This window comes from Flavobacterium sp. 5 (assembly GCF_002813295.1).
Classification (GTDB): Bacteria; Bacteroidota; Bacteroidia; order Flavobacteriales; family Flavobacteriaceae; genus Flavobacterium.
In genome coordinates, this window is record NZ_PHUE01000001.1 from 2879340 (window position 1) to 2905144 (window position 25805).

At 32.6% G+C, this 25805-nt stretch carries 17 protein-coding genes; 8 read left to right on the forward strand and 9 right to left on the reverse strand.

Going from position 1 to position 25805, the window contains the following annotated elements:
- Window positions 1-19: 19 nt before the first annotated feature.
- The 5 genes from CLU82_RS11795 to CLU82_RS11815 all read left to right on the forward strand — a co-directional run bounded on the left by CLU82_RS11795 (window position 20) and on the right by CLU82_RS11815 (window position 9667).
- Window positions 20-1477, forward strand: a complete 1458-nt coding sequence (locus CLU82_RS11795; protein WP_100843285.1) for a glycoside hydrolase family 30 beta sandwich domain-containing protein — start codon at window positions 20-22, stop codon at window positions 1475-1477.
- 6 nt (window positions 1478-1483) lie between these two features.
- The gene (locus CLU82_RS11800; protein WP_100843286.1) at window positions 1484-3898 is read left to right on the forward strand and encodes a cellulase family glycosylhydrolase; all 2415 of its coding nucleotides are present in this window, start codon (window positions 1484-1486) and stop codon (window positions 3896-3898) included.
- A gap of 16 nt (window positions 3899-3914) precedes the next feature.
- Window positions 3915-5651 (forward strand): cellulase family glycosylhydrolase, encoded by a 1737-nt coding sequence (locus CLU82_RS11805; protein ID WP_100843287.1) that lies wholly within the window; start codon window positions 3915-3917, stop codon window positions 5649-5651.
- Window positions 5652-5686: 35 nt separating this feature from the next.
- Window positions 5687-7909 carry a glycoside hydrolase family 3 N-terminal domain-containing protein gene (locus tag CLU82_RS11810; RefSeq protein ID WP_100843288.1) on the forward strand — a complete coding sequence of 741 codons (2223 nt, stop codon included), beginning with the start codon at window positions 5687-5689 and terminating at the stop codon, window positions 7907-7909.
- A gap of 621 nt (window positions 7910-8530) precedes the next feature.
- Window positions 8531-9667: an acyltransferase family protein gene (locus CLU82_RS11815; protein ID WP_100843289.1), complete on the forward strand. Its 1137-nt coding sequence runs from the start codon at window positions 8531-8533 to the stop codon at window positions 9665-9667.
- A gap of 422 nt (window positions 9668-10089) precedes the next feature.
- Here CLU82_RS11815 and CLU82_RS11820 read toward each other — a convergent pair whose 3' ends face one another.
- From CLU82_RS11820 to CLU82_RS11860, 9 genes are all read right to left on the reverse strand, one after another.
- A complete protein-coding gene (locus tag CLU82_RS11820) occupies window positions 10090-10563 on the reverse strand; it encodes a MarR family winged helix-turn-helix transcriptional regulator (RefSeq protein ID WP_100843290.1) in 474 nt (157 codons plus the stop codon).
- On the reverse strand, window positions 10560-11051 hold the full coding sequence (locus CLU82_RS11825) for a GNAT family N-acetyltransferase (protein ID WP_100843291.1): 492 nt from the start codon (window positions 11049-11051) through the stop codon (window positions 10560-10562). The genes CLU82_RS11820 and CLU82_RS11825 overlap by 4 nt, the downstream gene beginning before the upstream one ends.
- A gap of 263 nt (window positions 11052-11314) precedes the next feature.
- The gene (locus CLU82_RS11830) at window positions 11315-12052 is read right to left on the reverse strand and encodes an SDR family NAD(P)-dependent oxidoreductase (RefSeq protein WP_100843292.1); all 738 of its coding nucleotides are present in this window, start codon (window positions 12050-12052) and stop codon (window positions 11315-11317) included.
- Window positions 12053-12129: 77 nt separating this feature from the next.
- Window positions 12130-12699: a Crp/Fnr family transcriptional regulator gene (locus CLU82_RS11835; RefSeq protein WP_100845015.1), complete on the reverse strand. Its 570-nt coding sequence runs from the start codon at window positions 12697-12699 to the stop codon at window positions 12130-12132.
- 531 nt (window positions 12700-13230) lie between these two features.
- Window positions 13231-14469, reverse strand: coding sequence for a glycoside hydrolase family 26 protein (locus tag CLU82_RS11840; RefSeq protein WP_100843293.1), 1239 nt, complete (start codon window positions 14467-14469; stop codon window positions 13231-13233).
- A 49-nt stretch (window positions 14470-14518) separates the two neighbouring features.
- Window positions 14519-15709, reverse strand: coding sequence for an AGE family epimerase/isomerase (locus CLU82_RS11845; protein WP_100843294.1), 1191 nt, complete (start codon window positions 15707-15709; stop codon window positions 14519-14521).
- Between the two features lie 2 nt (window positions 15710-15711).
- Window positions 15712-16905, reverse strand: coding sequence for a glycosidase (locus CLU82_RS11850; RefSeq protein WP_100843295.1), 1194 nt, complete (start codon window positions 16903-16905; stop codon window positions 15712-15714).
- A 27-nt stretch (window positions 16906-16932) separates the two neighbouring features.
- On the reverse strand, window positions 16933-18321 hold the full coding sequence (locus tag CLU82_RS11855) for an MFS transporter (protein WP_100843296.1): 1389 nt from the start codon (window positions 18319-18321) through the stop codon (window positions 16933-16935).
- Window positions 18322-18339: 18 nt separating this feature from the next.
- Entirely contained in the window at window positions 18340-19485 is a 1146-nt protein-coding gene (locus CLU82_RS11860) for a glycoside hydrolase family 26 protein (RefSeq protein WP_100843297.1), read from the reverse strand.
- Window positions 19486-19765: 280 nt separating this feature from the next.
- Here CLU82_RS11860 and CLU82_RS11865 point away from each other — a divergent pair, with 280 nt between their 5' ends.
- From CLU82_RS11865 to CLU82_RS11875, 3 genes are all read left to right on the forward strand, one after another.
- Window positions 19766-20644 carry an AraC family transcriptional regulator gene (locus CLU82_RS11865; protein ID WP_100843298.1) on the forward strand — a complete coding sequence of 293 codons (879 nt, stop codon included), beginning with the start codon at window positions 19766-19768 and terminating at the stop codon, window positions 20642-20644.
- Window positions 20645-20956: 312 nt separating this feature from the next.
- Window positions 20957-24043 carry a TonB-dependent receptor gene (locus tag CLU82_RS11870; RefSeq protein WP_100843299.1) on the forward strand — a complete coding sequence of 1029 codons (3087 nt, stop codon included), beginning with the start codon at window positions 20957-20959 and terminating at the stop codon, window positions 24041-24043.
- A gap of 16 nt (window positions 24044-24059) precedes the next feature.
- Complete coding sequence (locus CLU82_RS11875; protein WP_100843300.1) at window positions 24060-25739, forward strand: RagB/SusD family nutrient uptake outer membrane protein; 1680 nt, start codon at window positions 24060-24062, stop codon at window positions 25737-25739.
- Window positions 25740-25805 lie beyond the last annotated feature (66 nt).

The window sequence follows — 25805 nt, forward strand, 5'->3', positions numbered from 1 at the left end:
AACCGCTATATTATAGATTATGAAAAAAATAACCGCTACAGTATTAGTACTGTCCTCTTTTTTTGCTTTTGCGCAGCAAAAAAATAAATCACAAGCCAATTCTTTTTCTACAAAAGACAAGACAGTTACGGTATATACTTCAGCTGAAAATACTAATTTGAGATTATCTAAAACTGATAATCTTAAATTTTCTGAACTAAAACAACCAACAGAAAGACAAATTTGTGTTTTTGTAAATCCAGATAAAACCTTTCAATCTTTTTTAGGAATTGGAGGAGCTATAACGGATGCCAGTGCCGAAGTTTTTGCCAAATTATCTAATGAAAAACAGCAAGAATTGTTAAATGCTTATTATAACAAAGAAAATGGAATTGGTTATAGCTTGATGCGTACTACGATTCATAGTTCCGATTTTAGTTCTGTTAGTTATACCTATATTAACGAAGGAGACGCTGCATTGAAAACTTTTTCGATTGATCACGATAGAAAATATAGAATTCCGTTGATAAAAAAAGCTATTGCTGCTGCAGGCGGAAAGATCACACTTTTTGCAACACCATGGAGTCCTCCAGCCTTTATGAAAAGTAATAAAGATATGCTAAAAGGTGGAACATTGCTTCCTGAATATTTTCAACCTTGGGCTACTTACTATACCAAGTTTGTAAAAGCTTATGAGAAAGAAGGAGTCCCGATTTGGGGAATCAGTGTAGAGAATGAACCTATGGCAGTACAGACTTGGGAGTCTTGTGTTTATACTGCTGAAGCAGAAAGAGATTTCTTGAAAAATTATCTTGGGCCAACTATGAAAAAAGAAGGATTGGGAGACAAAAATATTATTGTTTGGGATCACAATCGGGATTTAATGGTACAAAGAGCCAATGTTCTTTTTTCTGATCCAGAAGCAGCAAAATATGCATGGGGAATGGGATTTCATTGGTATGAAACTTGGGCTGGGGGTGATCCAATGTTTGATAATGTAGCCAGAGTTCATGAGGCATATCCAGACAAAAAATTATTGTTTACAGAAGGATGTGTTGAAAAGTTTGAAGCTAAAAATTATCAATTGTGGACTAATGGTGAACGTTATGGATCATCGATGATTCATGATTTTAATAATGGGACTGTGGGGTGGACGGATTGGAATATTCTTCTTGATGAAAATGGAGGTCCTAATCATGTGGGTAACTTCTGTCTGGCACCTGTTCATGCTGACACTAAAACAGGGGAATTAATTTATACACCTTCATATTATTATATTGGGCATTTTTCAAAATTTATTCGGCCAGAAGCCAAAAGAGTGAGTACAGCAGTAAGCAGAAGCAGCTTATTAAGTACTTCATTTTTGAATAAAGATGGAAAAGTGGTAACAGTTGTTATGAACCAAAGCGAAGCCACATTAATTTATAATTTGTGTGTAGGAACTCAAGCTACCGAAATTTCTATTTTGCCTAATTCAATTCAAACACTCATTTATTAATTTATCATGAAGAACAAAAAGGGATTTTTAGCTCAATTATTTTTATTATTGATACTAGTTAGTATGTTAATTAGTAATGCTGCTTCGGCACAAATGTTAAAGGTAGAAGGACAAAAAATAGTTAATAGTACTACTAATGAAGAGGTAATTTTAAATGCAATGAATTTTGGAAACTGGATGGTTATGGAAGGATATATGATGAATTCTGCTAATCAGGCACCAGATCAACATACTTGGAAAAAAAAATTAACAACCTTAATTGGTGCCACAAACACAAAAGCTTTTTACGATGCATGGCTTAATAATCATGTTACACAATCGGATATAGAACAAGTTAAATCTTGGGGTTTTAATGCTGTACGTGTACCTATTCACTATGAGTATTTTGTAAATTCAGGAACACCAGATGTTTGGAATAATCAAGGGTTTACTCTTTTGGATAATTTAATTTCTTGGTGCAAGAACGCTGGAATTTATATCATAATTGATTTACATGCTGCTCCTGGTGGACAAAGTGATAATGCTATTAGTGATTATGACAATACCAAACCTTCCTTTTGGGAAAGTGATGCTAATAAGACTAAAGCGGTGGCATTGTGGAAGAAAATATCAGAAAGATATAAACTTGAATCTTGGGTTGCAGGTTATGATTTGATAAATGAACCCGCATGGAATTTACCGAATGGAATAGATTTAAGAAATGTTTACGGTAGAATAACTGATGTTATTAGAGCAAATTCAGACAGTCATATTTTATTTATTGAGGGCAACTGGTATGCAAATGATTATACTGGTTTGACGCCAGCTTGGGATGCAAATATGGTATATACTTTTCATAAATATTGGTCCGCAACATCAAATCAAGATATAAAATGGATAACAGATTTCCGAACTGCACAAAACAGACCTATTTGGTGTGGCGAACATGGAGAAAATAGCAATGACCATTTTACTAAAACAGTTGAAGTTTTTAATGACAATGGAATTGGAATGTCATGGTGGCCTATGAAAAAATTTGCTAGTATAAATGATTTTGTTGATGCAAAATACCCTTCGGGTTATACTGCTTTGTTAAATTATTTTGGAGGGACAAATCCAAATCTTAGCCCTGTTACAGCATTTAATACGGTTATGGAATTGGCAGAGAATGTCAAATTGGAAAATTGTACTGTGCAAACAGAAGTTATTCGATCTGTTTTTACACAACCAGGTAATAGAGATACAGAAGCATTTTCAAATAATCCTATACCAGGAAAATTGTATACGCCAAATTATGATTATGGAATGAAAGGATATGCGTATTCAGATCAAGCCTGGGAGGATTTTCATATTACAACAGGAACTAATACTGCATGGAATAATGGCTGGATATATCGCAATAGCGGAGTTGATATTGAAGCTGCAACAGATTTTGAATCAAATGGTTATACGATTGGGTGGTTTGTTTCAGGAGAATGGATGAAGTATACGGTGAATGTTGATCAGCCAGGAACTTATACTGTAGAATTTAGAGTAGCTAATGGCAATTCAGCTGCTGGTAAAATACAAATTCAAAATTCAGATGGAACCGAAGTTATTGCTACAGTAGATGTTACAACTACAGGCGGCTGGTCGACTTGGAAGACGTATAAGGCTACAGGCATCTTTAAATCTTCTGGTTTGCAAGGAATAAGAATTGCTAATTTGTCTGGGGAGTTTAATGTAAATTCTGTTAATTTTATTTATGAAAATACAAATATTCCAGCGATAGTTCCAGTTGTTAAAACGGCTAATATCATTTATTTGAAAGGGAATAATGCTAAATATGTTACTTTTTCCAATACAGGTTCTTTAATGAGCAGTACAAGTTCAAATTTGGTTACAAATGAAAAATTTACAGTTGTTGATGCAGGTAATGGACTCGTTGCATTTAAAGGTGGTAATGGTTTGTATGTAACATTAGACAATTTATCTAACAAACTGTATTGTAATTCAAGCACAATTGGAAACTATCAAAAGTTTACTCTTGAGGATTTGTGTGGTGTATATACAATAAAAGGTTTCAATAATTTATATGTCTCCTCAGAAAACGGAGCCACTTCCGGTCTTACTTGTACAAGAACAGCACCTGGCGGCTGGGAGTATTTCAATTGGGGAGTGACAGGTACAATTGAAGTATTAAAAACGAAATCATTTGAAAATAATAATAATTCGTTTGCATTATACCCTAATCCAGCGCAAAATACTATAACTATAAGTTCAAAGACTGATGAAGATTTATTTGTAAAGATTTATGATATAAATGGTCGTGAATTAATTAATACTTCAATACAAGGAAAACAAAATAACATCGATGTAAATCAGCTTTATTTGGGAGTTTATCTAATGAAAATTAGCGGAATAGATAATAAAACAGAGACGCTAAAATTTATTAAAAAATAATTTAATCCCTTATAGAATGAAACATCTTTTTCTATTATCCTTTGTAGTACTGTCTTTTAGTTCTTTTTCACAAGGTTTTTTGCATAGAGACGGTCAAAATATTGTTGACGGAAACGGTAAAAATATAGTTTTACGTGGTTTAGGTTTAGGTGGCTGGATGGTACAGGAAGGCTACATGATCCAAACAGGAGCATTTGCTGGATCACAACATAAGATTAAGCAAAAAATCACTGATTTAATTGGAGTAAAAAATACTGAAGAGTTCTACAAAAGTTACAAAGCAAACGGAATCAAGAAAAAAGACATTGACTCATTGGCAGCTTGGGGATTTAATTCCATCCGTCTGCCAATGCATTACAATTTATATACTCCAGCAATCGAAACCGAAAAAAATGGACAGATTACTTGGTTGGAAGAAGGTTTTAAAATGACCGATGATTTAGTAAAATGGTGTGCTGCCAATAAAATATATTTAATCTTAGACTTGCATGCTACTCCTGGAGGTCAAGGGAAAGATGCTGCAATATCTGACTATGATGATTCAAAACCATCACTTTGGGAGAGTACTGCAAATCAAGATAAAATGGTAGCCCTTTGGGAAAAATTAGCTCAGCGTTATAAAGACAATCCTTGGATAGGGGGATATGATATTATTAATGAGCCCAATTGGAATTTCTCAGGAACCAATCAAAATGGTTGTGATGAAACTTTAAATACTCCTTTGAAAGCTTTACAAGTTAGAATCACCAAGGCAATAAGAGCCATTGATACCAACCATTTAGTTATCATTGAAGGAAATTGTTGGGGAAATAATTACAACGGTATGTTTCCGCTTTGGGATGAAAATATGGCTTTGAGTTTTCATAAATATTGGAATACTAATGATACAGCTTCTATACAGACGATGTTAAATTATAGAACTCAATATAATGTACCGATTTGGTTAGGTGAAAGTGGGGAGAATTCAAATGTATGGTTTGAAGAAGCAATCTCGCTGATGGAGACTAATAATATTGGCTGGGCTTTTTGGCCAATGAAAAAAATTGAGAATTTAGCAGGAGTTACTTCGGTTACAAAACCAGAAGGCTATGACCAGATATTGGAGTATTGGAAAAATGAAGGTGTAAAACCAAATGAGAGTTTTGCTAAAAAGACAGTATTGAAGATGGCTGAGAATTATAAAATGGAGCATTTGACTATCAGATATGATGTGATTGATGCTATGTTTAGACAGGTTCAGACTAATGATACTAAAAAGTATAAAAATCATCCGCTTCCTGGAAGAGTCTTTGCAACTGAATATGATTTAGGGCAAAATGGTTATGCCTATTCAGATACTGATGTTGTTAATTATGATGGAACTAAATTTACGCAATGGAATAAAGGAAACAAAATGAGAAACGATGGTGTTGATATCGTAACCTGTACGGATAAAATAACCAACGGTTTTAATGTTTCCTTTATTGAAGATAACGAATGGCTACAATTTACAGTAGATGTAAAAAAAGATGGTAACTTTGATGTTGATGTTCGATATGCCAATGAAAAAGCTGGTGGAAAATTGTATTTGGAACTTGATGGTGCGAAAATTTCAGAATCAATTGAACTCCCAGTTTCTGGAGGATTATCAACTTGGAAAACAATTACAATTAAAAATGTTGCGCTAAAGCAAGGTATTAATAAAATTCGCGCTCACTTTGAAGGAGGTAACTTCAATCTTAATTTTTTAGAATTTAAAAAGACTGAAAAATAAAAGAAGTCTACCGATTAGAATATAAAAAAAATATAATGAAAAAAACAGCAACTCTAGTATTGATATTCGTTTCGTTTTTTGCTTTTTCACAACAAGAAAGCACAGACCAAAAAGTTGAAACATTACTAAAGAAAATGACTTTGCAAGAGAAAATAGGACAACTCAATCAATACACGAGTGACGATGCGGCTACTGGGCCGATTACTATTAACTCTAATAAACAGAGTGAAATTAAAAAAGGATTAATTGGTTCAATGTTAAATGTTTTGGGAACAAAACGCACCAGACAATACCAAGAATTAGCAATGCAATCCCGATTAAAAATCCCTTTGTTATTTGGTCTGGATGTAATTCATGGTTATAAAACAACTTTCCCTGTTCCATTAGCTGAAGCAGCAAGTTGGGATTTGGCAGCTATGGAACTTTCGGCCAGAATTGCTGCAACTGAAGCAGCAGCTTCAGGAATTCACTGGACATTTGCACCAATGGTTGATATTTCTCGTGATCCACGGTGGGGTAGAGTAATGGAGGGCGCAGGAGAAGATACCTATTTGGGATCCAAAATTGCTTATGCAAGAGTTAAAGGATTTCAAGGAAATTTAGGCGATGTAAATTCGGTTATGGCGTGTGTAAAACATTTTGCTGCTTATGGGGCTGCAGTTGGTGGTCGCGACTACAATTCTGTTGATATGAGTAACCGAATGCTTTGGGAAACCTATTTGCCTCCTTTCAAATCAGCTCTTGATGCTGGAGCTGCAACTTTTATGAATTCCTTTAACGACCTTAACGGGATACCAGCCACAGGTAATAGTTATTTGCAAAGAGATATTTTGAAAGGAAAATGGAATTTTCAGGGTTTTGTTGTTTCCGACTGGGGTTCAATAGGAGAAATGGTAGCACACGGTTATGCAAAAGACAACAAAGAAGCCGCACTTGCAGCTATAACCGCTGGAAGTGATATGGATATGGAAAGCAATGCCTATCTCTATAATCTGGAACAATTAGTTAAAGAGAATAAAGTTCCAATGGCTTTAATTGACGATGCTGTAAAAAGAATTTTACGTAAGAAATTTGAATTAGGATTGTTTGATGATCCTTATAAATTTTGCAATGCAGAAAGAGAACAAGCAGCACTTACCAATCCAGAACATACTAAAGCTGCTAGGACAATGGCTGCCAAAAGTATTGTTCTTTTGAAAAATGAAAGAGATGTATTGCCACTTTCCAAAGGATTAAAAACGATTGCATTTATTGGTCCGATGGTGAAACCTAAAAGAATTAATCATGGTTTTTGGTCTATTGATTTAAAAGAGATTGATTCGACATATATTGTTTCACAATGGGAAGGTTTGGAGAATAAAGTAGGTAAAAGAACTAAAATTTTATATGCAAAAGGATGTGGAGTGGAAGACAAAAGCAAAGAAGGTTTTGCTGATGCGTTGAATGTAGCTAGTCAAGCTGAAGTTATTATTTTGAGTATTGGAGAAAATTTCAATAAAAGTGGAGAAGCAAAAAGTAAGAGCAACTTACACTTGCCAGGAGTTCAGGAAGAATTAATCAAAGAACTTCAAAAGACAGGGAAGCCGATTGTTATTTTGATTAATGCGGGAAGGCCACTTATTTTTGATTGGATTGCCGATAATATGCCAACCATTGTCTACACTTGGTGGTTGGGATCGGAAGCAGGAAATGCTATTGCCGATGTTCTTTTTGGAGACTATAATCCATCAGGAAAATTACCAATGTCTTTCCCTAGAACAGAAGGGCAGATTCCTATTTATTACAATCATTTCAGTACAGGACGACCAGCGCCAACAGAGACATCAACTAATTATGTATCATCATATATTGATTTAAAAAACAGTCCTAAGTTTTCATTTGGATTTGGATTGAGTTATACGACTTTTGAATATTCTGCTTTGAAATTGTCTAAAAAATCAATGAAAAATAACGAAACAATCACCGTTTCGTTAAATATAACCAATACAGGAAGTGTAAAGGGAGAAGAAGTTGTACAGTTGTATTTGAGAGATAGATTTGGTTCTGTAGTACGTCCAATTAGTGAGTTGAAAGATTTTGAAAAAGTAGCGTTGAATCGTGGAGAAACCAAAACTATTCAGTTTACAATTGACAATCAAAAATTATCTTTTTACAACAATGCATTGGAGTTCGTTTCAGAACCTGGTGATTTTGATGTAATGATTGGTTCATCATCTGCTGATATCCGTTTAAGAGACAGTTTTGAATTAGTGAAGTAAACTAATTTTTAATAATTTAAGACAACAAGTTTTTTAATTAAATAAAAAAGTAATTATCTTAATTTTTTATTGATTGTGTTAAATTTCCCCCGATGCCGCACGAATCCTTTCGTGTTTTTCGGTAAGAACCATATTTTAATTGTAAAAGATATTTTCTTAGTTAATGAGTAGAAATTATAAGTTTCATAATCCAGATGGATTGTATTTTATCAGTTTTCTATAGTAGGCTGGCTAGATGTTTTTACACCTATTGAATGCAAAGATTTACTTATTGAAAGTATGGAATATTGTCAGAAGAATAAAGGTTTAGAAGTTCATGCTTGGTGAATAATGAGTAATCATGTTCGTTTAGTATTTCGTAGTGTATATGCACAAAATCCTAAATTGTTGGTAGTTGATTTAAAGCGATTTACTAGTAGGTCAATTGTAAAAAGTATTCAAGATAATCCGAGAGAAAGCAGAAAAGAGTTTTGTTAAATTTTTATCAATTTTAGTGCTTTAGTCTGAATAATAGTATGTTTGAATGCAGATTGAATACATTTTAAATGCATTGATTTTAAGTTTGTTAATTTTATTACTTCAACCCTTGATTTGCATTTAACATTAATTAATATATCCAAAATGAAAGAAAGATTGCTAGAATTAGATATCCTTAGAGGAATAAGCATTGTTGGTATGATTTTAGTCATAACACCAGGTGATTGGTCACAAAGATTCGAATGGATGAACCATGCTGAATGGCGAGGATATCCTCTTTCAGATATGATATTTCCAAGTTTTTTATTTTGTGTAGGTATGGCAATGGCTATTTCTTTTCAAAGCAAAGAAAATCAAAATAAAGATGCATTTGCGCTATTTGTAAAAACATTAAAAAGGACGGCATTACTAATTCTAATTGGGCTTATTATAAATGGTTTCCCTTTTTACGAACTCCATAATTTAAGAATTCCAGGAATTCTTCAAAGAATTGCAATATGTTATTTTATAGTAGCCTCTATATGGATTTTGCTGAAATCATATCAAATTAAAAAAATGGAGCTCTGGCTAACAATTTCCGCACTATTAATTTTGGTTTTTTATTATATTCTACTGTACTACATTCCAGTACCTGGAATTGGAATTTCTGGCGATAATTCTTATAATAGTTGGCCGGTATTTATTGATCAAAATATATTTGGAAGTAACCATTTATGGGAATTAGGCAAAACAAATGGAGTAATAACTTATGATCCAGAGGGTATAATAGCCAGTTTCCCAGCTAGTGTAAATGTAATATGCGGATTGATTACTGGAATTTTTTATTTAAAAACAAGTAAAAAATATACAATTGTAAATCTTTTAATTGTAGGCTTTTCTTTATTATTGTTTGGAATGTTGTTAGATTATTTTGAAATCATGCCAATAATAAAGAAAATTTGGACTAGTAGTTTTGCTTTATATAGCAGTGGTTTTTCTTTATTGGTTTTAGCTTTAATTCGCGCTTCAATACAATTTATACCCAAAACCAAATACATTTTCTATCCATTTATAGTGTATGGTGCCAATGCAATATTAGCCTTTGCAATTAGTAACATGTTATTAAATGTTTTTGATTTTAGTCCAAATAATCAATCGTTTCGTGAAATAGGCTATAATTTTGTCAAAAACTTTATACCATATGAACAATGGTCATCTTTTACATTCTCAATTATTTTCTTGGCTCTTTTATTTGGGTTTCTACAAATTTTGTATTCTAAAAGGATTATTCTTAGAGTTTAAATAAACTACAATATGTACTATATTGATTGCAGAAAAAACTAATGCTAACAATGCCCAGCGTCCTAGATATGCAATAAATACAAGATCGTGTGGATATAACAACGTAACGATAATGTGGTTTTGCAAACAGTGCCCGCAACGATGAGCAAACAAAACAAAAAAACAGGCGTAATTGCCTGTTTTTTATGCCTTAAAAAAAATGGCGGATGTAATTTATGTACTCAAAAACGTAAATGTTTCGAGTACAGGAAGTTATGAAGAATTAATAGAGCCTCTAATTTTTATGTAACTATTGGAAAGAATAGTTTTCATTCTTTATAAAAGTTTACCATTGGTTTTTTTGATAAAAGCTCACTATTTTTTTCTTTTATAAAAGGGTTGGTAAACCTTATTTATGAATGCAAAAAAAACAGAGAATAATACTAAAAGTTTGAATCGGAAACTCTCTGAAAAAATCCTTGTTTAGCGATCTTTAGTTCTACTTCTTCAATGGCATGTATAAGATTGTTTTGATTATCAGTGATTTCGTTTAATGTGTTTCTCATAATGTTCCATACGGGTTGCATTTTAGCAATAAGTTCATGTCCTTTTGTGGTAAGCACAATCAATCTTTTTCTTTCATCCAATTTATCTTTTTTAGAACTGATTATTTTTTGCTTTTCCAACTCTTTAAGTAAGCTTATTGTAGAAGGGTGGGTGTAGCCTATTTCGCTTGAAATTTCAACAACACTCAACATTCCTTTTATATGTAATGTGTAAATTACAGGAAACCATTTTGGTTCAAAATCAATGTTAAAAGATTTATAAATCAATGCGCCATCTTTGCGTAATTGCTCGCTAAGACGTTGTAATCTGGTTGAAAGGGCAAGGACACCTATTTCATCAATGATATTCATTTTTTTGAATTTAGTTGTAATTGGCAGAATATATTGTCGGGCTTCATTAAAGGAAAATCATCTGGGAGTTCTTCCTTATGAATTCTTATGAAATTATTTCTTTCATAAAATCGTAATGCAGCATGTAATTTAGAAACGGTACCCAAATATAAATCTTTTAACCCGTTTTCTTTGCTGTATATTATTAATTTTTCTAATAACTGTTGTCCTATGTTATATTGTTTGCCTCTGTATTCTTTTACAACAAACATTTTTCGAATTGCTCCGGCTTCCTTATTAAATTTTACCAAAGCTATTGTGCCAACTAATTTTCCGTCTATAAAAGCACCAAGAAAACAACCTCCTGATTGATAGTAAAAATTTTTAATATTTAATAAATCTGGCTGATCTTCTAAAGTTATAGGAACATTAAATTCATTTTGTTGAATGTTTAAAATCAAATCTACTATTTGTTTCTCGTATTCATTTTGGATAGGCTGTATAATCATTTTTACTGGAGAATTAATATATGTGTAAAACTACGTAGTTGAATACATATATCCAAGTGTAAAAGTAAATAATTTAATAACAAGAAATTATTGAATCGAGAAATATATGAAATAAGAAATTTGTGGGTATTAAATAATATGAATCATTTATTCAAGTAGATGCCAAATTTTGTGAAGTTTATAAAAATAACTTGTTTTTATAACCATAAAATAAACTCCAAAATCAAATGACTTTGGAGTTTATTATTTTTTAAAGATTTTATTTACCAAGGGCTTTCTTCGCTTTCATCTTCAATATCATTGCTAAAGAATTTCCCCGTTGGTGCGCTCTCGTCTGTTAGTGTATGCTTAATGATAAAACTCGCCGCACTTTCTACAGTTCCGGGGCCACTAAAGTGGTTGAAATCGGTTGCTGTATAACCAGGATCTATTGAATTTACTTTAAATGGAAGTTCTCTAAGTTCATATGCTAAAGTAATGGTAAAGGCATTTAAGGCAGCTTTAGATGGCACATAACAAATCCCTTTTATAGCGTTATATTTCCAAGTTGGATCACTGTGTAGAGTGAGCGAACCAAGACCAGAAGTAATATTGCTAATTCTCGGACTATCTGATTTTTTAAGCAAATCAAGAAACGTTTGTGTAACTCTAATCGCTCCAAAGAAATTTGTGTCAAATGTTTTCTGAATATCATCTATAGAAGTCGACGAAGGATTTTGTGGTAAAACACCAATTACTCCAGCGTTGTTAATCAAAATATCCAATTTGCCCTGCTCTTTTTCAACAATGTTTTTTGCTTCTAAAACGCTATTTGAATCATTAATGTCAATTTGAATAGCTTTAATATTTTTATATCCTTTTTCATTTAATTCTTTTACAACTTCCTCTCCTTTTTTGAGATCGCGGCTTCCGATATAAACAAACAATCCTTTCTCTGAAAGCTGTTTTGCAGTTTCTAAACCTATGCTTCTATTTGCGCCTGTAATTAATACTGATTTCATTTTTTATCTTTTTAAATTATAAATACAAAGTTGCAGCGATAAAAAAGAAAATCATTTGCCATTTGGCAAAAAGCAATTTAGCGTATGTTTTTTCTAATTCTGCTTAAAGAAGATTGTGTGATTCCGAGATAAGAAGCTAAATACGAAAGTGGAATGCGATTGACAACTTTAGGAAATTTTTCAATAAATGATAAATAGCGTGTTGTAGCGTCTTCAGAAACCAGTGGACTTCTTCTGTCTACTTTTTGTATCAATGCTCTTGCAATAATTTTGTGTACTATTGTGTCCCAGCCCACAATAGTATTCAAAAGTTCTTCCCAATCTGGTTTCGAGAATACTATAAGTTTACAATCAGTAGCGGCTTGAACATACGCTGAAGAACAAACACTATTATTAAAACTCTCTAAATCTACGACAAGATTATTTTCGTCGATGAAGTATTTTGTGATTTCTTCTCCTTTGTTGTTGTAATAGCAAACTCTCATGATTCCCTCTAAAATAAAACCAACTTGGGTCGGAATTTTACCAGCTTCAGAAAAATATTCATCTTTATTAAACTCAATTTCTCTAGCTTTCTTTGAAATCAGCTCAATTTGTTGCTGATTTAAGTTACCAAACTGCAATATATATTCTACTAATTCTTTCATGATTGCAAGATAAGCATAACTATTTATCGAAGATTTGTCATTTGACAAAAAGTATCGAAATAGGTGTTATTGTTTAATGTTTTAAAGTTTTTTTGCTTCTTCTTTTTTTTGAGGTTTTGAACTTGATCTCGTGAAAGTGAGCGATGGATATAAAAGTTTTAAAAGGCATAAAAAGAAACTCCTTAATTTGTTAAGGAGTTTATTGGTGGGCTGTCAGGGTTTACAATTGAACACCTTGTAACTATTTTGACCTTTTTATATTCTTTATAGGTAAAATCAGACCGTTTATTGGTATGTTTGCTGATTTTTTGTTAGTTACTGGGGATTTAAAAAAATGTTATAATCTTTTTTACTAGAATTAAATATACCTCATTTTATATTCGTATTTAAAAAACTTTAAGCCCTATAGACTTGGAAAGAATCACACATATTAGTTTTTTATTGACGAATTTCTAGTCTTAAATTATTTAAAATATTGTTTCAAATTTTTCTTTACTTTTTAGAAATGAAAGATAGTATCAGTGTATTAATTTACTTCGGCAATTCATACATTTTTGGTAAACTATTCACTAACGTAGCCTTAGGTTTTGTTGCAAAATCTTTAAAATCGGCAGAGTTAGATTCCGTTGATGTTGGTACATAGTAACCATCTGTGGTGTTATTCCAAAACATAACGTAGCTCACTTCAATACTATTTGAAGTCAAAGCACCATACAAAAAGGTTGAAAACCAATTAGAAATTGGTGAATTAGAGCTCGTAACTTGATAACCTGTTTCAGTCATAGCTGCAATTTTTACTTTCGTTATTGCTAAATCAGAGATCATCTTTAGTTTTGCATTAGCTTTATCTGCTCCATTTTGTCCTTGATTCTTAAAGTCACCATAATTATCTATTCCTAACACATCCACATAAGTATCGCCCGGATATCGACTCAAATAATTAGCCGATGTAGTGTAAGAATTGTCAGGAGAAAACGCATATAAAATATTGTGAACACCTTTTGTATCTCTTAAATAGGTTACTGTAAATTGATATGCAGCTTTATATTCTTCTGTAGTACAAAAATCTGCGCCCCACCAAAACCAACTTCCATCAAATTCATGGAAAGGTCTAAAAATAATTGGAATTAATTCACCTTTTGAACCCTTTAAATTCAATAATACACTGGCTATTTTGTCTAGCTTTTTCTTATACCAATCATAATTTGAGCCACCTGATAGAATGCTCTTGAATGCTTTAGCCTTTTGTTCTGCTGTCATGTCTGCGGCATAAAAACTATCTTCCTTATTGGGTTCTCTTAAATGCCAAGATATGGTATTAATCATGCCTTTGCTGTATGCCTCCTTGATATCATCGGTAATAATCACTTCTTGTTGATAAAACCAATTGTCAGCTTTTCCATTATTATTCTTATCGGTGATAAACATAAAGTCAGATCCTAAAAGAGCAGGATCATGTCCTGATATTTTTTTTATATCTGATTCTGTATTAGATCCATTATTATAAAATCCATTAAAAGCATCTTGCTGACCAATTGCAAATTTGGTCTTTGCTAACATTTTTAAGTTATAAAATAAAGCAACCGTTTCTGCAGTAGCATTAGGGTCAACCATATAGGTTTTTGCATTTTGTGTAGTCAAACCATCAGTAACTACAGGTGGATCAACAACTGTGACAGGTTTGGTTTTCTGATCTACGTTATCACTAGAACATGCTACTGATAAAGACAATATTCCACATAGAAATATAGAGATATAATATTTTTTCATACTGATATTTATTATTTTAATGGTTCCAATTACAAACAGACAGATTTATCTAGCTACCTATTCTATTGATTAATTCTATACAAGCTCTACAATTATGATATGGGCATTTCCAAAAGCCAGCTTTGTCCTTATCCATTTTTGAATAATCGCTAAGGACACCCCAAAACCATTCGCCATTTTCTTTATCAATGATATGTTTTTGAGTGAAATTCCAGTTTTTAAAAAGAATGTCTAAATATTCTTGTTTTTCGGAAAGTTGCCAAGCTGTATAATATCCAATCATTAATTCGGCTTGTGGCCACCAATGTTTTTCGGCCATTAATTCATTGGTTTCAGGATCGTATTCGTACCATAAACCGCCATCGTTATCTATTCCTTCTTTAGTCACTTCGGCAATTTGAAGGGCATATTTTTTATAGTTAGCTATTAGTTTTTCTTCTTCTGCAATTTCGGCACATTGTAATAATAGCCAAGCCGCTTCAATATCATGTCCGTAAGAGATAACATCTTTCTTTTCTACCCAATTTTCATCAAAAAATAATCGTAAATGTCCTGTTTCAGTATTGATAAAGTATTTTTCGATAGTTTCTAATAATTCAATAATGACTTTTCGTAAGGATTCATCTTTCCAAACTTTGTATAAATTCGCATAACCTTCAACAATATGCAAATGGGTATTCATGGTTTTCTTTTCGTTGGCATCTTTTTCGCTTAAGCGTAAATCATCAATTGGTTGCCAATCACGGGTAAAAGCTTCGAGATAACCCCCATTTTCCGAATCATAACTATATTTTTGAATTTTATTATATAGAGAAATAGCAAGCTGTAATGATTTTTCATCATGAGTAATCGAATAGTATTCGCTTAATCCATAAATAACAAAAGCTAGAGCATAAATTTGATTTTTAGTATCTTTTGGAGCACCATTGGGGGAAATACTCCAAAATATACCGCCATATTCAGCATCATAAAAATGGGCTGATATATATTCAAAAGCACGTTTTGCTGTGTTTAAATGCTCTTCATTTTTCGAAATATGATAGGCCGCAGAAAAAGTCCATAATAATCGTGCATTTAATACTGACCCTTTCTCAGCTTCAACAATTATATTATTATTGTAATCTATTTGACCAACAAAACCGCCATTTTTCTCATCACTAGTGTTTTCCATCCAATAGGAAAGGATACTTTGAAGTTCAAGCTTTAGTTCTATTTTTAGATTTTTTAAATTTGAATTCACAATTATGCTATTTCTTTGTTTTTATTAACTTGTTCGATAATTGTATTTACAGAACCTGCAGATGTCAAAGTATCTTCGGGAGTATTAGTTACGTAATCCACTAATTGAGCAACAGAAGAAACCGCTACGTGCATTCTGGTATCTGAAGAAGCATAATAGATATAAACTGTACCGTCTTTATCCTCAATCCATCCATTAGAGAATAAAACGTTAGATACGTCACCAACTCTTTCGATACCTTCTGGAGCCATAAAGTGGCCTGCTGGAACATGAGTTACTTTTGTAATATCATTCAAATCAGTCATAAACATATATAAAGTATAACGCAAACCTGCAGCAGTATTACGAACACCATGTGCTAAATGTAACCAACCTTTTTCCGTTTTGATAGGAGCTGGTCCAAGTCCATTTTTTAATTCATAAACGGTATGATATTGTTTACCGTATATGATTTTTTCGTCTTTTACTATTGGATTAGTCATGTCTTCTACATAACCAAGTCCTATTCCACCACCATTTCCTACATCAATAAAACCATCTTGTGGACGCGTGTATAAAGCATATTTTCCATCAACAAATTCTGGATGTAATACTACGTTACGTTGTTGTCCTGTATTCGAAATCAAATCGGGTAATCTTTCCCAATTAATTAAATCTTTTGTACGAACAATCCCTGCATTAGCAACAGCAGTACTAGTATCTCCTTTGGGAGCAGATTTGTCTTTTCTTTCGGTACAAAAAATACCATAAACCCATCCGTCTTCATGGTTTATTAAACGCATATCATATACATTGGTATCTGGTTCTTCCGTTTGAGGTATCACACATGGTTTTTCCCAGAATTTGAAATTATCAACACCATTTGGACTCTCGGCAACTGCAAAGAAAGACTTTCTATCAGCCCCTTCAACACGTACTACAAGAACGTATGAATCATTCCATTTTATAGCTCCAGCATTAAATGTTGCATTTATAGCAATTCTTTCTAAAAATAAAGGATTTGTTTCTGGATTAAAATCAAATCTCCATTCAAGTGGCGCATGCGCTGCTGTTATAATTGGGTTTTTATAACGAGAGTATATACCATTCCCAATACCCCCTTGAGGTTCATTTTTGGTTTGTAATAATATGTTAAATTGTTTTTGAATCCCAGTTTTTAATTCTTTTAAATCTGGTAGTTGTGCAGTTGTGTTCATAATTAAATGTTCTAAATCAGGTGATATTTATTTGTTTTTTCTTTGATCATTAAGCTCGTTCTCAATGACTTGCAATTTTTCTTCCGTTAGTGGGTAAAATAAAATAAAGAGAACGGATATAGTTGCTGTAATTGCAGGAAGTATGCTTAGCATTAATTGTATTCCAGTTTGAGTTGTGGCTGTTTGTACTGCATTAGCTTGAAATCCATAATATCCCAATAACCATCCTGTTGCGGCGCCACCAATTGTCCATCCGAATTTTTGTGACATAGAAGAAGCAGAGAAAATAAGCCCTGTTGCTCTTCTTCCTTGTTTCCATTCCGAGTAATCAGCACTATCAGCGTACATAGACCAGATCAATGGAAAGATACAACCTGCACAAATACTAATAAGGACTTGAAAAACCATAATAAGTAACACCTCTTCCTTGCCTAAATAATAGAAAATAATACTCAATATAGCCGCAAGGGTCATTGCTCCGAAAAATGTTTTCTTTTTACCAATTTTATTAGCGATAGGAGTGGCTGCAATTACCCCAATGATGTTAGCAGCTTGACCTAGAACTAAATAAAGTGTCGTTGGAGACATTGTTAAACTTTCTCCAAAGATGTTGAAACTATATTCCACAGTACTAATTACATAATATTTAAAATAATAAACTGCGGCTCCATCACGAATAGAATTAAATATTAATGCTCCAACACCAGCACCCAACAAAATCCACCAAGGTCTGTTTTTTAGAAGGTCAGCAAGATCTTCTTTTAAGTTTGGTTTTTCATCATTAATAGGTTGTACTCTTTCTTTGGTAAGAAAAAAGCAACCCCAAAAAAAGAGTGTAGTTATAATTCCGAAAACAATAACAGTGTGTAACCAACCTTCTTTTGAATCCAAACTTCCTCCGAAATGATTAACCAGAGGCTCAATTAACCAAAGTGCTAATAAACTTCCTCCAAAGGCAAAAACCATGCGGTAAGAAGATAAAGTAGTACGTTCCTTTCTGTCGCCAGACATAACTCCAAGCAAAGAAGCATAAGGAACATTAATGATAGAATACACCATCATCATTAAGGAGTAAGTCACGTAAGCATATATAATTTTTCCTTTTTCGTTAAAATCTGGTGTATAAAAAGTAAGTACTCCAATTATTGCAAATGGAATAGCTGTCCATAATAAATACGGTCTAAATTTTCCCCACTGACTTTTGGTACGATCCGCAAGAATCCCTACTAGAGGATCAAAACATGAATCCCAAATACGGGTTACTAAGAACATTGTTCCAACAACGGCAGGCGCTAATCCAAATACATCTGTGTAAAAAAACATAAGGTACATGCTGAAAATCTTCCAAAACATTGATGAAGCTGCATCTCCTAATCCATATCCAACTTTTTCTTTTAACTTAATTCTTTCTTCCATTTTTGGGGTTTGTGGTCTTTATTTTTTATATAGATTTAATTTTGCTGCGTCTTTCTCAAAAAGGAAATGATGTGTATTGTAAAAATCAACAAAATCATTTTCGCTTACCTGTCCTTTGAAAGGAACATAATAATGCATTTTTTTCTCTTTTTCTTGCCAGCCATGGTTTCTCCATAATAAAACATAAGAAACTTTATAATCGCCAATAGCTTTTGTGAAAATTTCTGTCCACCATTTTGGATCTGGAATTCCCTCATATCCTGTTTCAGCAACAGCCATTAATTTATTTTTTTCTAGAGCAACTTCATTTAGTATTTTTAATTCATTTTGATAATCTTTTATAAACGAATCGTTTTGACTTGAATCTGTATATTGATATTTATCAAAACTAACAATGTCAACATAGCTATCTCCAGGATAATACTCTAGATATTCTTCTTTTGTTTTAAAATCTGAAGTATTGTAAACATAGATTAAATTATGTACGCCTTTTTCTTGTAGATAATCCATAGTAAACCTCCATAAAGACTTAAATTCTTCGGGACTTGCATTATTTTTACACCACCAAAACCATGTCCCATTGAGCTCGTGAAATGGACGAAATAAGATTGGTATTACTTTTCCTTTTTTATCTTTTAATGAATTAAAAAATACAACTCCTTTATCAAGATAGGATTTGTATTTTTCATGGTTTTTCCCTCCAGGCAGCGCTGAAATCAAAGATTTTGGTGTCGTGTCCCAAGCATCTTTATCAGTAAGTGGATTGTCCATATGCCAGCTCATGGTAATAACTCCTCCTCTTGTATAGCCATCTTTAATAAATTGTATCTCTTTATCAAAAGGAACTCCATCAATATTATTAAGCGCATCTTTTTCAACTCCAGTCATATCCCATCCATAAACTGCGGGGTAATCTCCGACTACATCTTTTATATCGCTTCTATCTTGTTCATATTTCCAGTTTACCCCATACGCTAAGTCGTCTTGATGACCAAATAACGCTTCTTTAGTAAGTTTTTTTCGCAAATTTTCATACAATATGCTAGTATGTGCTGTAGATTTTTTATCACATAATGATAATTTAGTATTACATTTTTGCGCACTACACAAATAGACATTGCTAAAAGTGAGTAAAATCGGTAATATATAGTGTGTTTTAGTCATAATACAAGTGTGATGTTTTTATTTAGTTCCCAGAATTCAATTTGATCTCTTTAAAACAAGCCAAACTATATTGTTTCAAGAAAAATATTTACTGCATTTATAATGTTTTTATATTAAAATGATAAAAATAATAGTCTTAAAAAATGATTTGTTCTTTAAAAACCATCTTTATACAAATAAACATAAATTCATTTTTCAAAGATATATTAATAAAATCTCCGTAGTTAATATTATTTTATCAATTTAATACCATATTATTGCAAAAAAAAAACACACAGTTATGAGTAATTTTAAAAAATTTCATAGAGAAATAGTTCCGCTTTCAGCTCGAGATAGCTTTTTGGTTTTTGACAGAATTAAAAATGAGTTTGATTATCCAGTACATTATCATTCTGAATTTGAAATTAATTTTATATTAAATGGAAAAGGAATAAGGCGAGTAGTTGGTGATAATATAGCTGAAATTGAAGATATTGAGCTGGTATTAGTGGGTTCAAACTTATATCATGGTTGGGAACAGCACAAGTGTAAAAACAAAAACATTCACGAAATAACCATTCAATTTCATAGCGATATCTTTCATGAATCTTTATTATCTAGAAGAATCATGACTCCTATAAAGGAAATGTTTAACCGATCAGTATATGGTATTTTATTTTCAAAAAGCACCGCAATAATGATTGCTCCTAGGTTAGAAATGATATCCAAGCTAGATGGCATGGATTATTTTTTAGAAATCACATCGATACTCTATGACCTGGCAAACACCCGTAACCAAAGGCTTTTGTCAACATTTACATCGGAAAATGACGATTTTATTGAATGCGATAAAATGAAATTAATTTACGACTATATCCAGAAAAAGTTTGCAGAAAAAATAACACTTGAAGAAGTTGCTAGTGTAGTAAATATGACTATTATTTCTTTTAATCGTTTTATAAAAAAACGTACAGGAAAAACATTTATTAATTATGTAAATGATATTCGTATTGGATATGCAACTAGATGGTTAGTCGAGAAAGACCTTAGTATTTCAGAGGTTGCATTCAAATCTGGGTTTAATAATATCTCACATTTCAACAGAATTTTTAAAGTTTTCAAAGAATGTACCCCTAGCCAGTACAGAGATGACTTCTCAGGACTAAAGAGAATATTATAATAGATCTTCCTGATAAGATTTAGAAATCGTCTAAAACATATTTTAGGCTTTTTTTTATTTTTGAAATTCACTATATGTGTTGTTTTTTACGAATTAAATAATAATAATTAAAAAAAAATGTTGAATAATTTTATTATACTCAATTGTATTTTTAGTTTTGAAAATATTGCACTGCATAATGATATAATAATATTAACTAAGTGTAAAATTCTGTTATAAGTTTGTTAATTATTAATCATAAATAATTAACACCAAAAAAATCTTTGAAATAGCTATTTAAAGATTAATGAACTTAACTAACAAATTTTTATTATGAAAAAATTATTGTCTAATTTATTTCATTGGGAGGTCAATCACAAGACGATTCCTTTGATTTTATTTTTATTATTGTCGTGTAATTGTATTACTGCGCAAACCAAAGTTACAGGGGTTGTTAAAGACGACAAAGGTCTTACTGTTCCTGGAGTAAATATTTCAGTGGTCGGTTCTCAAAAATCAGCTTCATCTGATTTTGATGGAACATACTCTATTGATGCTCCTGCAAATGCTACATTACAATTTGCTTTTGTAGGTTTTGAAACCAAAAGGGTTAGCATTAATGGTCAATCAATCATTAATGTAAATTTACATTCAAGTGCTGAAGACTTGAAAGAAGTTGTAGTTGTAGGTTACGGTACTATGCGTAAAAGTGATGTTACGGGTAGTGTTTCAAAAGTAAATGCTACTGATTTACATAAAGCAACTTCAGTAGATGCTGCTAAAGCACTACAAGGTCGTGTGGCTGGTGTAAATGTAATATCTAATTCTGGTAGCCCAGGTGCAGGTGTTAAGATACGTATTCGAGGTGTCGGCACAATTAATAACTCAGATCCACTTTATGTAGTTGATGGATTTCCAATGAGTGATATTCAGCACATTGCACCTACTGATATCGAAAGTATGGAAGTATTAAAAGATGCTTCAGCAACTGCTATATATGGTTCTCGTGGAGCTAATGGTGTTATACTTATAAAAACACGTGCAGGTTCTAAAAGTGGTAAGTTTGATGTATCAGCTACTGTATTAACAGGGGTTTCAGAAGTTTCTAAACGTTTAGATCTTGCTGATGCTACTGAATTTGCAAATGCACGAAAATCTATTGGGATGACGGATGATATAATCAATTATGTCCTTGATCAACAAGCAGCTGGAAACTATTTAAAAGGTACTGACTGGCAAAAATACATCTATCAACAAGCAATAAGTACGCGTTACAACATTGGTATTAGCGGGCATACAGACAATTATTCTTATGACACTGGTGTTACAATATCTGATGAAGAAGGGATTGTTAAGGGAACGGAACTTACAAAATTTATGTTCCACTCAAATAATAATATCAAATTAACAGACAAGATTAAGTTCGGGATGAATTATAATTATGTTCACTATGAAAAGCCAGGTAGTGGTACTAGCGATTTTTATAACGGAACAATTCCTGGAGCTTTACGCTCTGATCCTATATCTGTACCTTTTGATAGCTATACAGGAACTTTTGGTGAAATTTATTACTCACCATCACAGAGAAACCCAGCATTATCAATCGATTTAGAAAATAATATAAAAAATATTGGCAATAGGGTAATGGGTAATTTCTACCTACAGTTTGATGATATATTCGTTAAAGGATTGTCATTCCGTTCACAGTTTGGATCAACTTTAGATTTCAATGAATACAAACAATATGTCCCAAAGTATTTTATTACTCCAACGCAAAAAAATGATGTATCCAATCTTTATGAGAGTAGAACTTATGCATGGAGCTGGGTAAATACTAATTATTTTTCTTACAATAAAAATATAAGCAAGTTAAATATCAATACTACATTAGGTATGGAATTACAATCTAATGAATCATCTGATATTTGGGGTAAAGGATACGATGTTCCTAATTCTTCATCATTACAGTATCTTGGAGCTCATCAAAATGCTGTTTTATTTGGTGTTGGTGGAGGGAAAAGTCAAAACCGTTTAGAGTCAGGGTTTTTCAGAGGAAACTTTGCTTGGGATAATAAATATGTATTGACAGGTACCGTACGTGTAGATGGAAGCTCAAAATTTTTAGGTGATCAACGTTGGGGTACATTCCCCTCTTTTGCGGCAGCTTGGAATATCAGCAAAGAATCATTTATGTCAAGTATTGCAAGTACATTGTCAACGCTGAAATTACGTGCAGGTTGGGGGTTAGTTGGTAATCAAGGAAGTGCGGGTGACTTTGATTACGTTTCTAGTGTAAATGGAGGGTATAACTATGTTCTAAACGGGACTCCTGTAGAGGGTACCGTGCAGCAAAAACTTGCTAATGAGGAGCTTACTTGGGAAAGTTCAGAACAGATCGATTTAGGTGTTGATTTTGGTTTATTTGATAATAAACTAACTGGAACTGTAGATTATTTTGTTCGAAATACAAAGGATATGATTCTTTCAAAACCTATCCCTATGTATGCTGGTAAGCAAAGACCTGCTGTAAATGCAGGAACGATGCAAAATAAAGGTTTTGAGTTTACTTTGAATTATGCAAATAATAAACATGCTTTCAAATACGATTTAGGATTAAACTTTGCTGTAATTAAAAATGAAGTTACCAGCTTAGCAGGAGGTGATCCAATTCGTAGTGGTAGTGTAGGTAGATTAGGGAATACTACTAAAACTGAAGTTGGAAGAGAAATTGCTTATTTCTATGGTTACCAAACTGATGGCCTTTTCAAAACTCAGGATCAATTAGATGCTTACAAAAAAGACGGAACTGCTATTCAACCAAATGCAGGACTTGGAGATGTAAAATTTGTTGACCGAAATGGTGACGGAAAAATTACAGAAGATGATATGACCTATTTAGGAAGTGCTACTCCTAAATTAACAGGAGGTTTTAATGTTAATTTATCTTATAAAGGTTTTGACATGGTTATGTTTTTCGTTGGATCTTACGGTAATGAAACTGTGAATGCAATGAGACAAAGTTTATATAGTTCAAAAATGTTTGAAACTAATATAAGTCGTGATATGGCTGTAAACTCATGGACTCCAGCAAATTCGAATTCTAATGTACCGCGTTTAGATGCTGCAGATTTAAATAACAACACGGATAACTTCTCTGATTTATACGTAGAAGATGGTTCATATCTTAGATTAAAAAACATTCAATTAGGGTATACTATTCCTACAGGAGACACGAAAAAAATCGGAATTAAAAACTTTAGAATCTATACTACTATAGATAATCTGATGACTTTAACTAAGTATTCTGGTCTTGATCCTGAATTATATGGCTTGTTTGGAAATCCATTCTATTCTGGTATTGATATGGTTAATTATCCACAACCGACTACATATTCAGTTGGAATTAACGTTAACTTTTAAAAAAATATAGATGATTATGAAAAAAGTAAGATATTTTTTCTTTTTAACAGTCCTGACACTTGGTTTTTCAGGCTGTTCAGATTTCCTTGATCTTGAGCCTCAAGGATCAGAGAATAGTGCGAATTATTTTGACACTCAAGAAAATGGTGTTCGGTCAATAGTTGGTATTTATGATATGCTTCAACTTGACGAAGGAGCAGGTCCTGATGGACAATGGATGGCTCATCACAATGATTTTATAATTGGAGACATACGAAGTGATGATGCTGAAAAAGGGAGTAATGATGGTGATTTTACTACGATGTGGGACATGTTAAATTTTACATTGACTTCACAAATTCCTTTTGCAAGTGATTATTGGATACACGGATACTGGGGAGTTTCAAGAGCAAACTATGCGCTTGACAACCTTCCTAAGGTGACTTGGACTCCTGCTGTGCGTGATAGGCTAATTGGTGAAGCTTCATTTATGAGGGCTTACTTTTACTGGTATTTGGTTCGTATTTATGGTGGTGTTCCGATTTTTACAAGTTCAGTACAGCCTTCAGAATTTGGTGCGACTAAACGTGCATCTCTTAATGAATGCTATAAACTAATTGAATCAGATTTAGTAAAAGCAATTAATTTTTTACCAGAAAAAGGAACTATACCTGTTGCTGAAACTGGTAGAGTAAGCAAAGGAGCTGCTAGAGCTTTATTAGCACGTATTTATATGTATCAAATAGGTACTGATGCTCAAAATACTACTACATGGCAACAAGTTTATGATCAAACTAATGCTGTGATTAATTCAGGAGAATATACTTTAGTGCCAAACTATGCTAAATTATGGGAAACAGAAGAAAAAAATAATTCAGAATCTATTTTTGAAGTTCAGTTTGGTCAGGGGGCAACTGATCTTGCTCCAGCTTCTATAGGTACGAATTTCTATAATTTCCAAGGAAATCGTAAAGATGATTCAGGATGGGGATTCAATAATCCAACACCTGATTTGGTTAATGCTTATAACGTTTCAGTTACCAATGACCCTCGATTATCTTGTGTAGTTTATGGCGAAAGTTTTAATAATGGAATCTTATATGGTGCTAAAAAGAAATATGATCGTGACCAACAAGGTTCTGATTGGTTAAATCGTAAAGCAGCACTTCCGACAAAACCTGCACTTCCTAAAGCTGCTGATCGCAACATTAAAATTATTCGCTATGCTGATGTATTGTTAATGCATGCTGAAGCTTGTTGGTATCTAAATAAATTTGATGAAGCTAAAGAAAAATTGAATATGATTCGTAATAGAGCAAGAAACAGTACTTATTGTATGGGGTATGCTGAAGGAAAAATGGACTATAGTGCTGCACCTACATCAGTTAACTTACCAAATATAACTTCAACAGGAGATCAACTTTTACAAGATATTTGGAAAGAGCGCCGCTTGGAATTAGCTATGGAACAACTTCGTTTTTACGATCTTGTACGTACAGGAAGATATTTAGACGTTATGGATAATGAAAAAAACACCCTTCGTGCTCCGGGTCAAAGTTACGGGTTAGGCTTAAAAGATTATAAGCAATTCCCTAGCATCAAGGCAAATACTACAGCTAAATCAATCGATGGACCACTTGGTCATAAAGTACCTTTAATGCCTATTCCAATAACAGAAGTACAGGCATGGAATTTAGAACAAAATCCAGGTTACTAAATTTGAAAAAAATTATGAGATCGAGCGTGATTTTCTTTTTCACTTAGTGTTTAATTGAATTTAAAA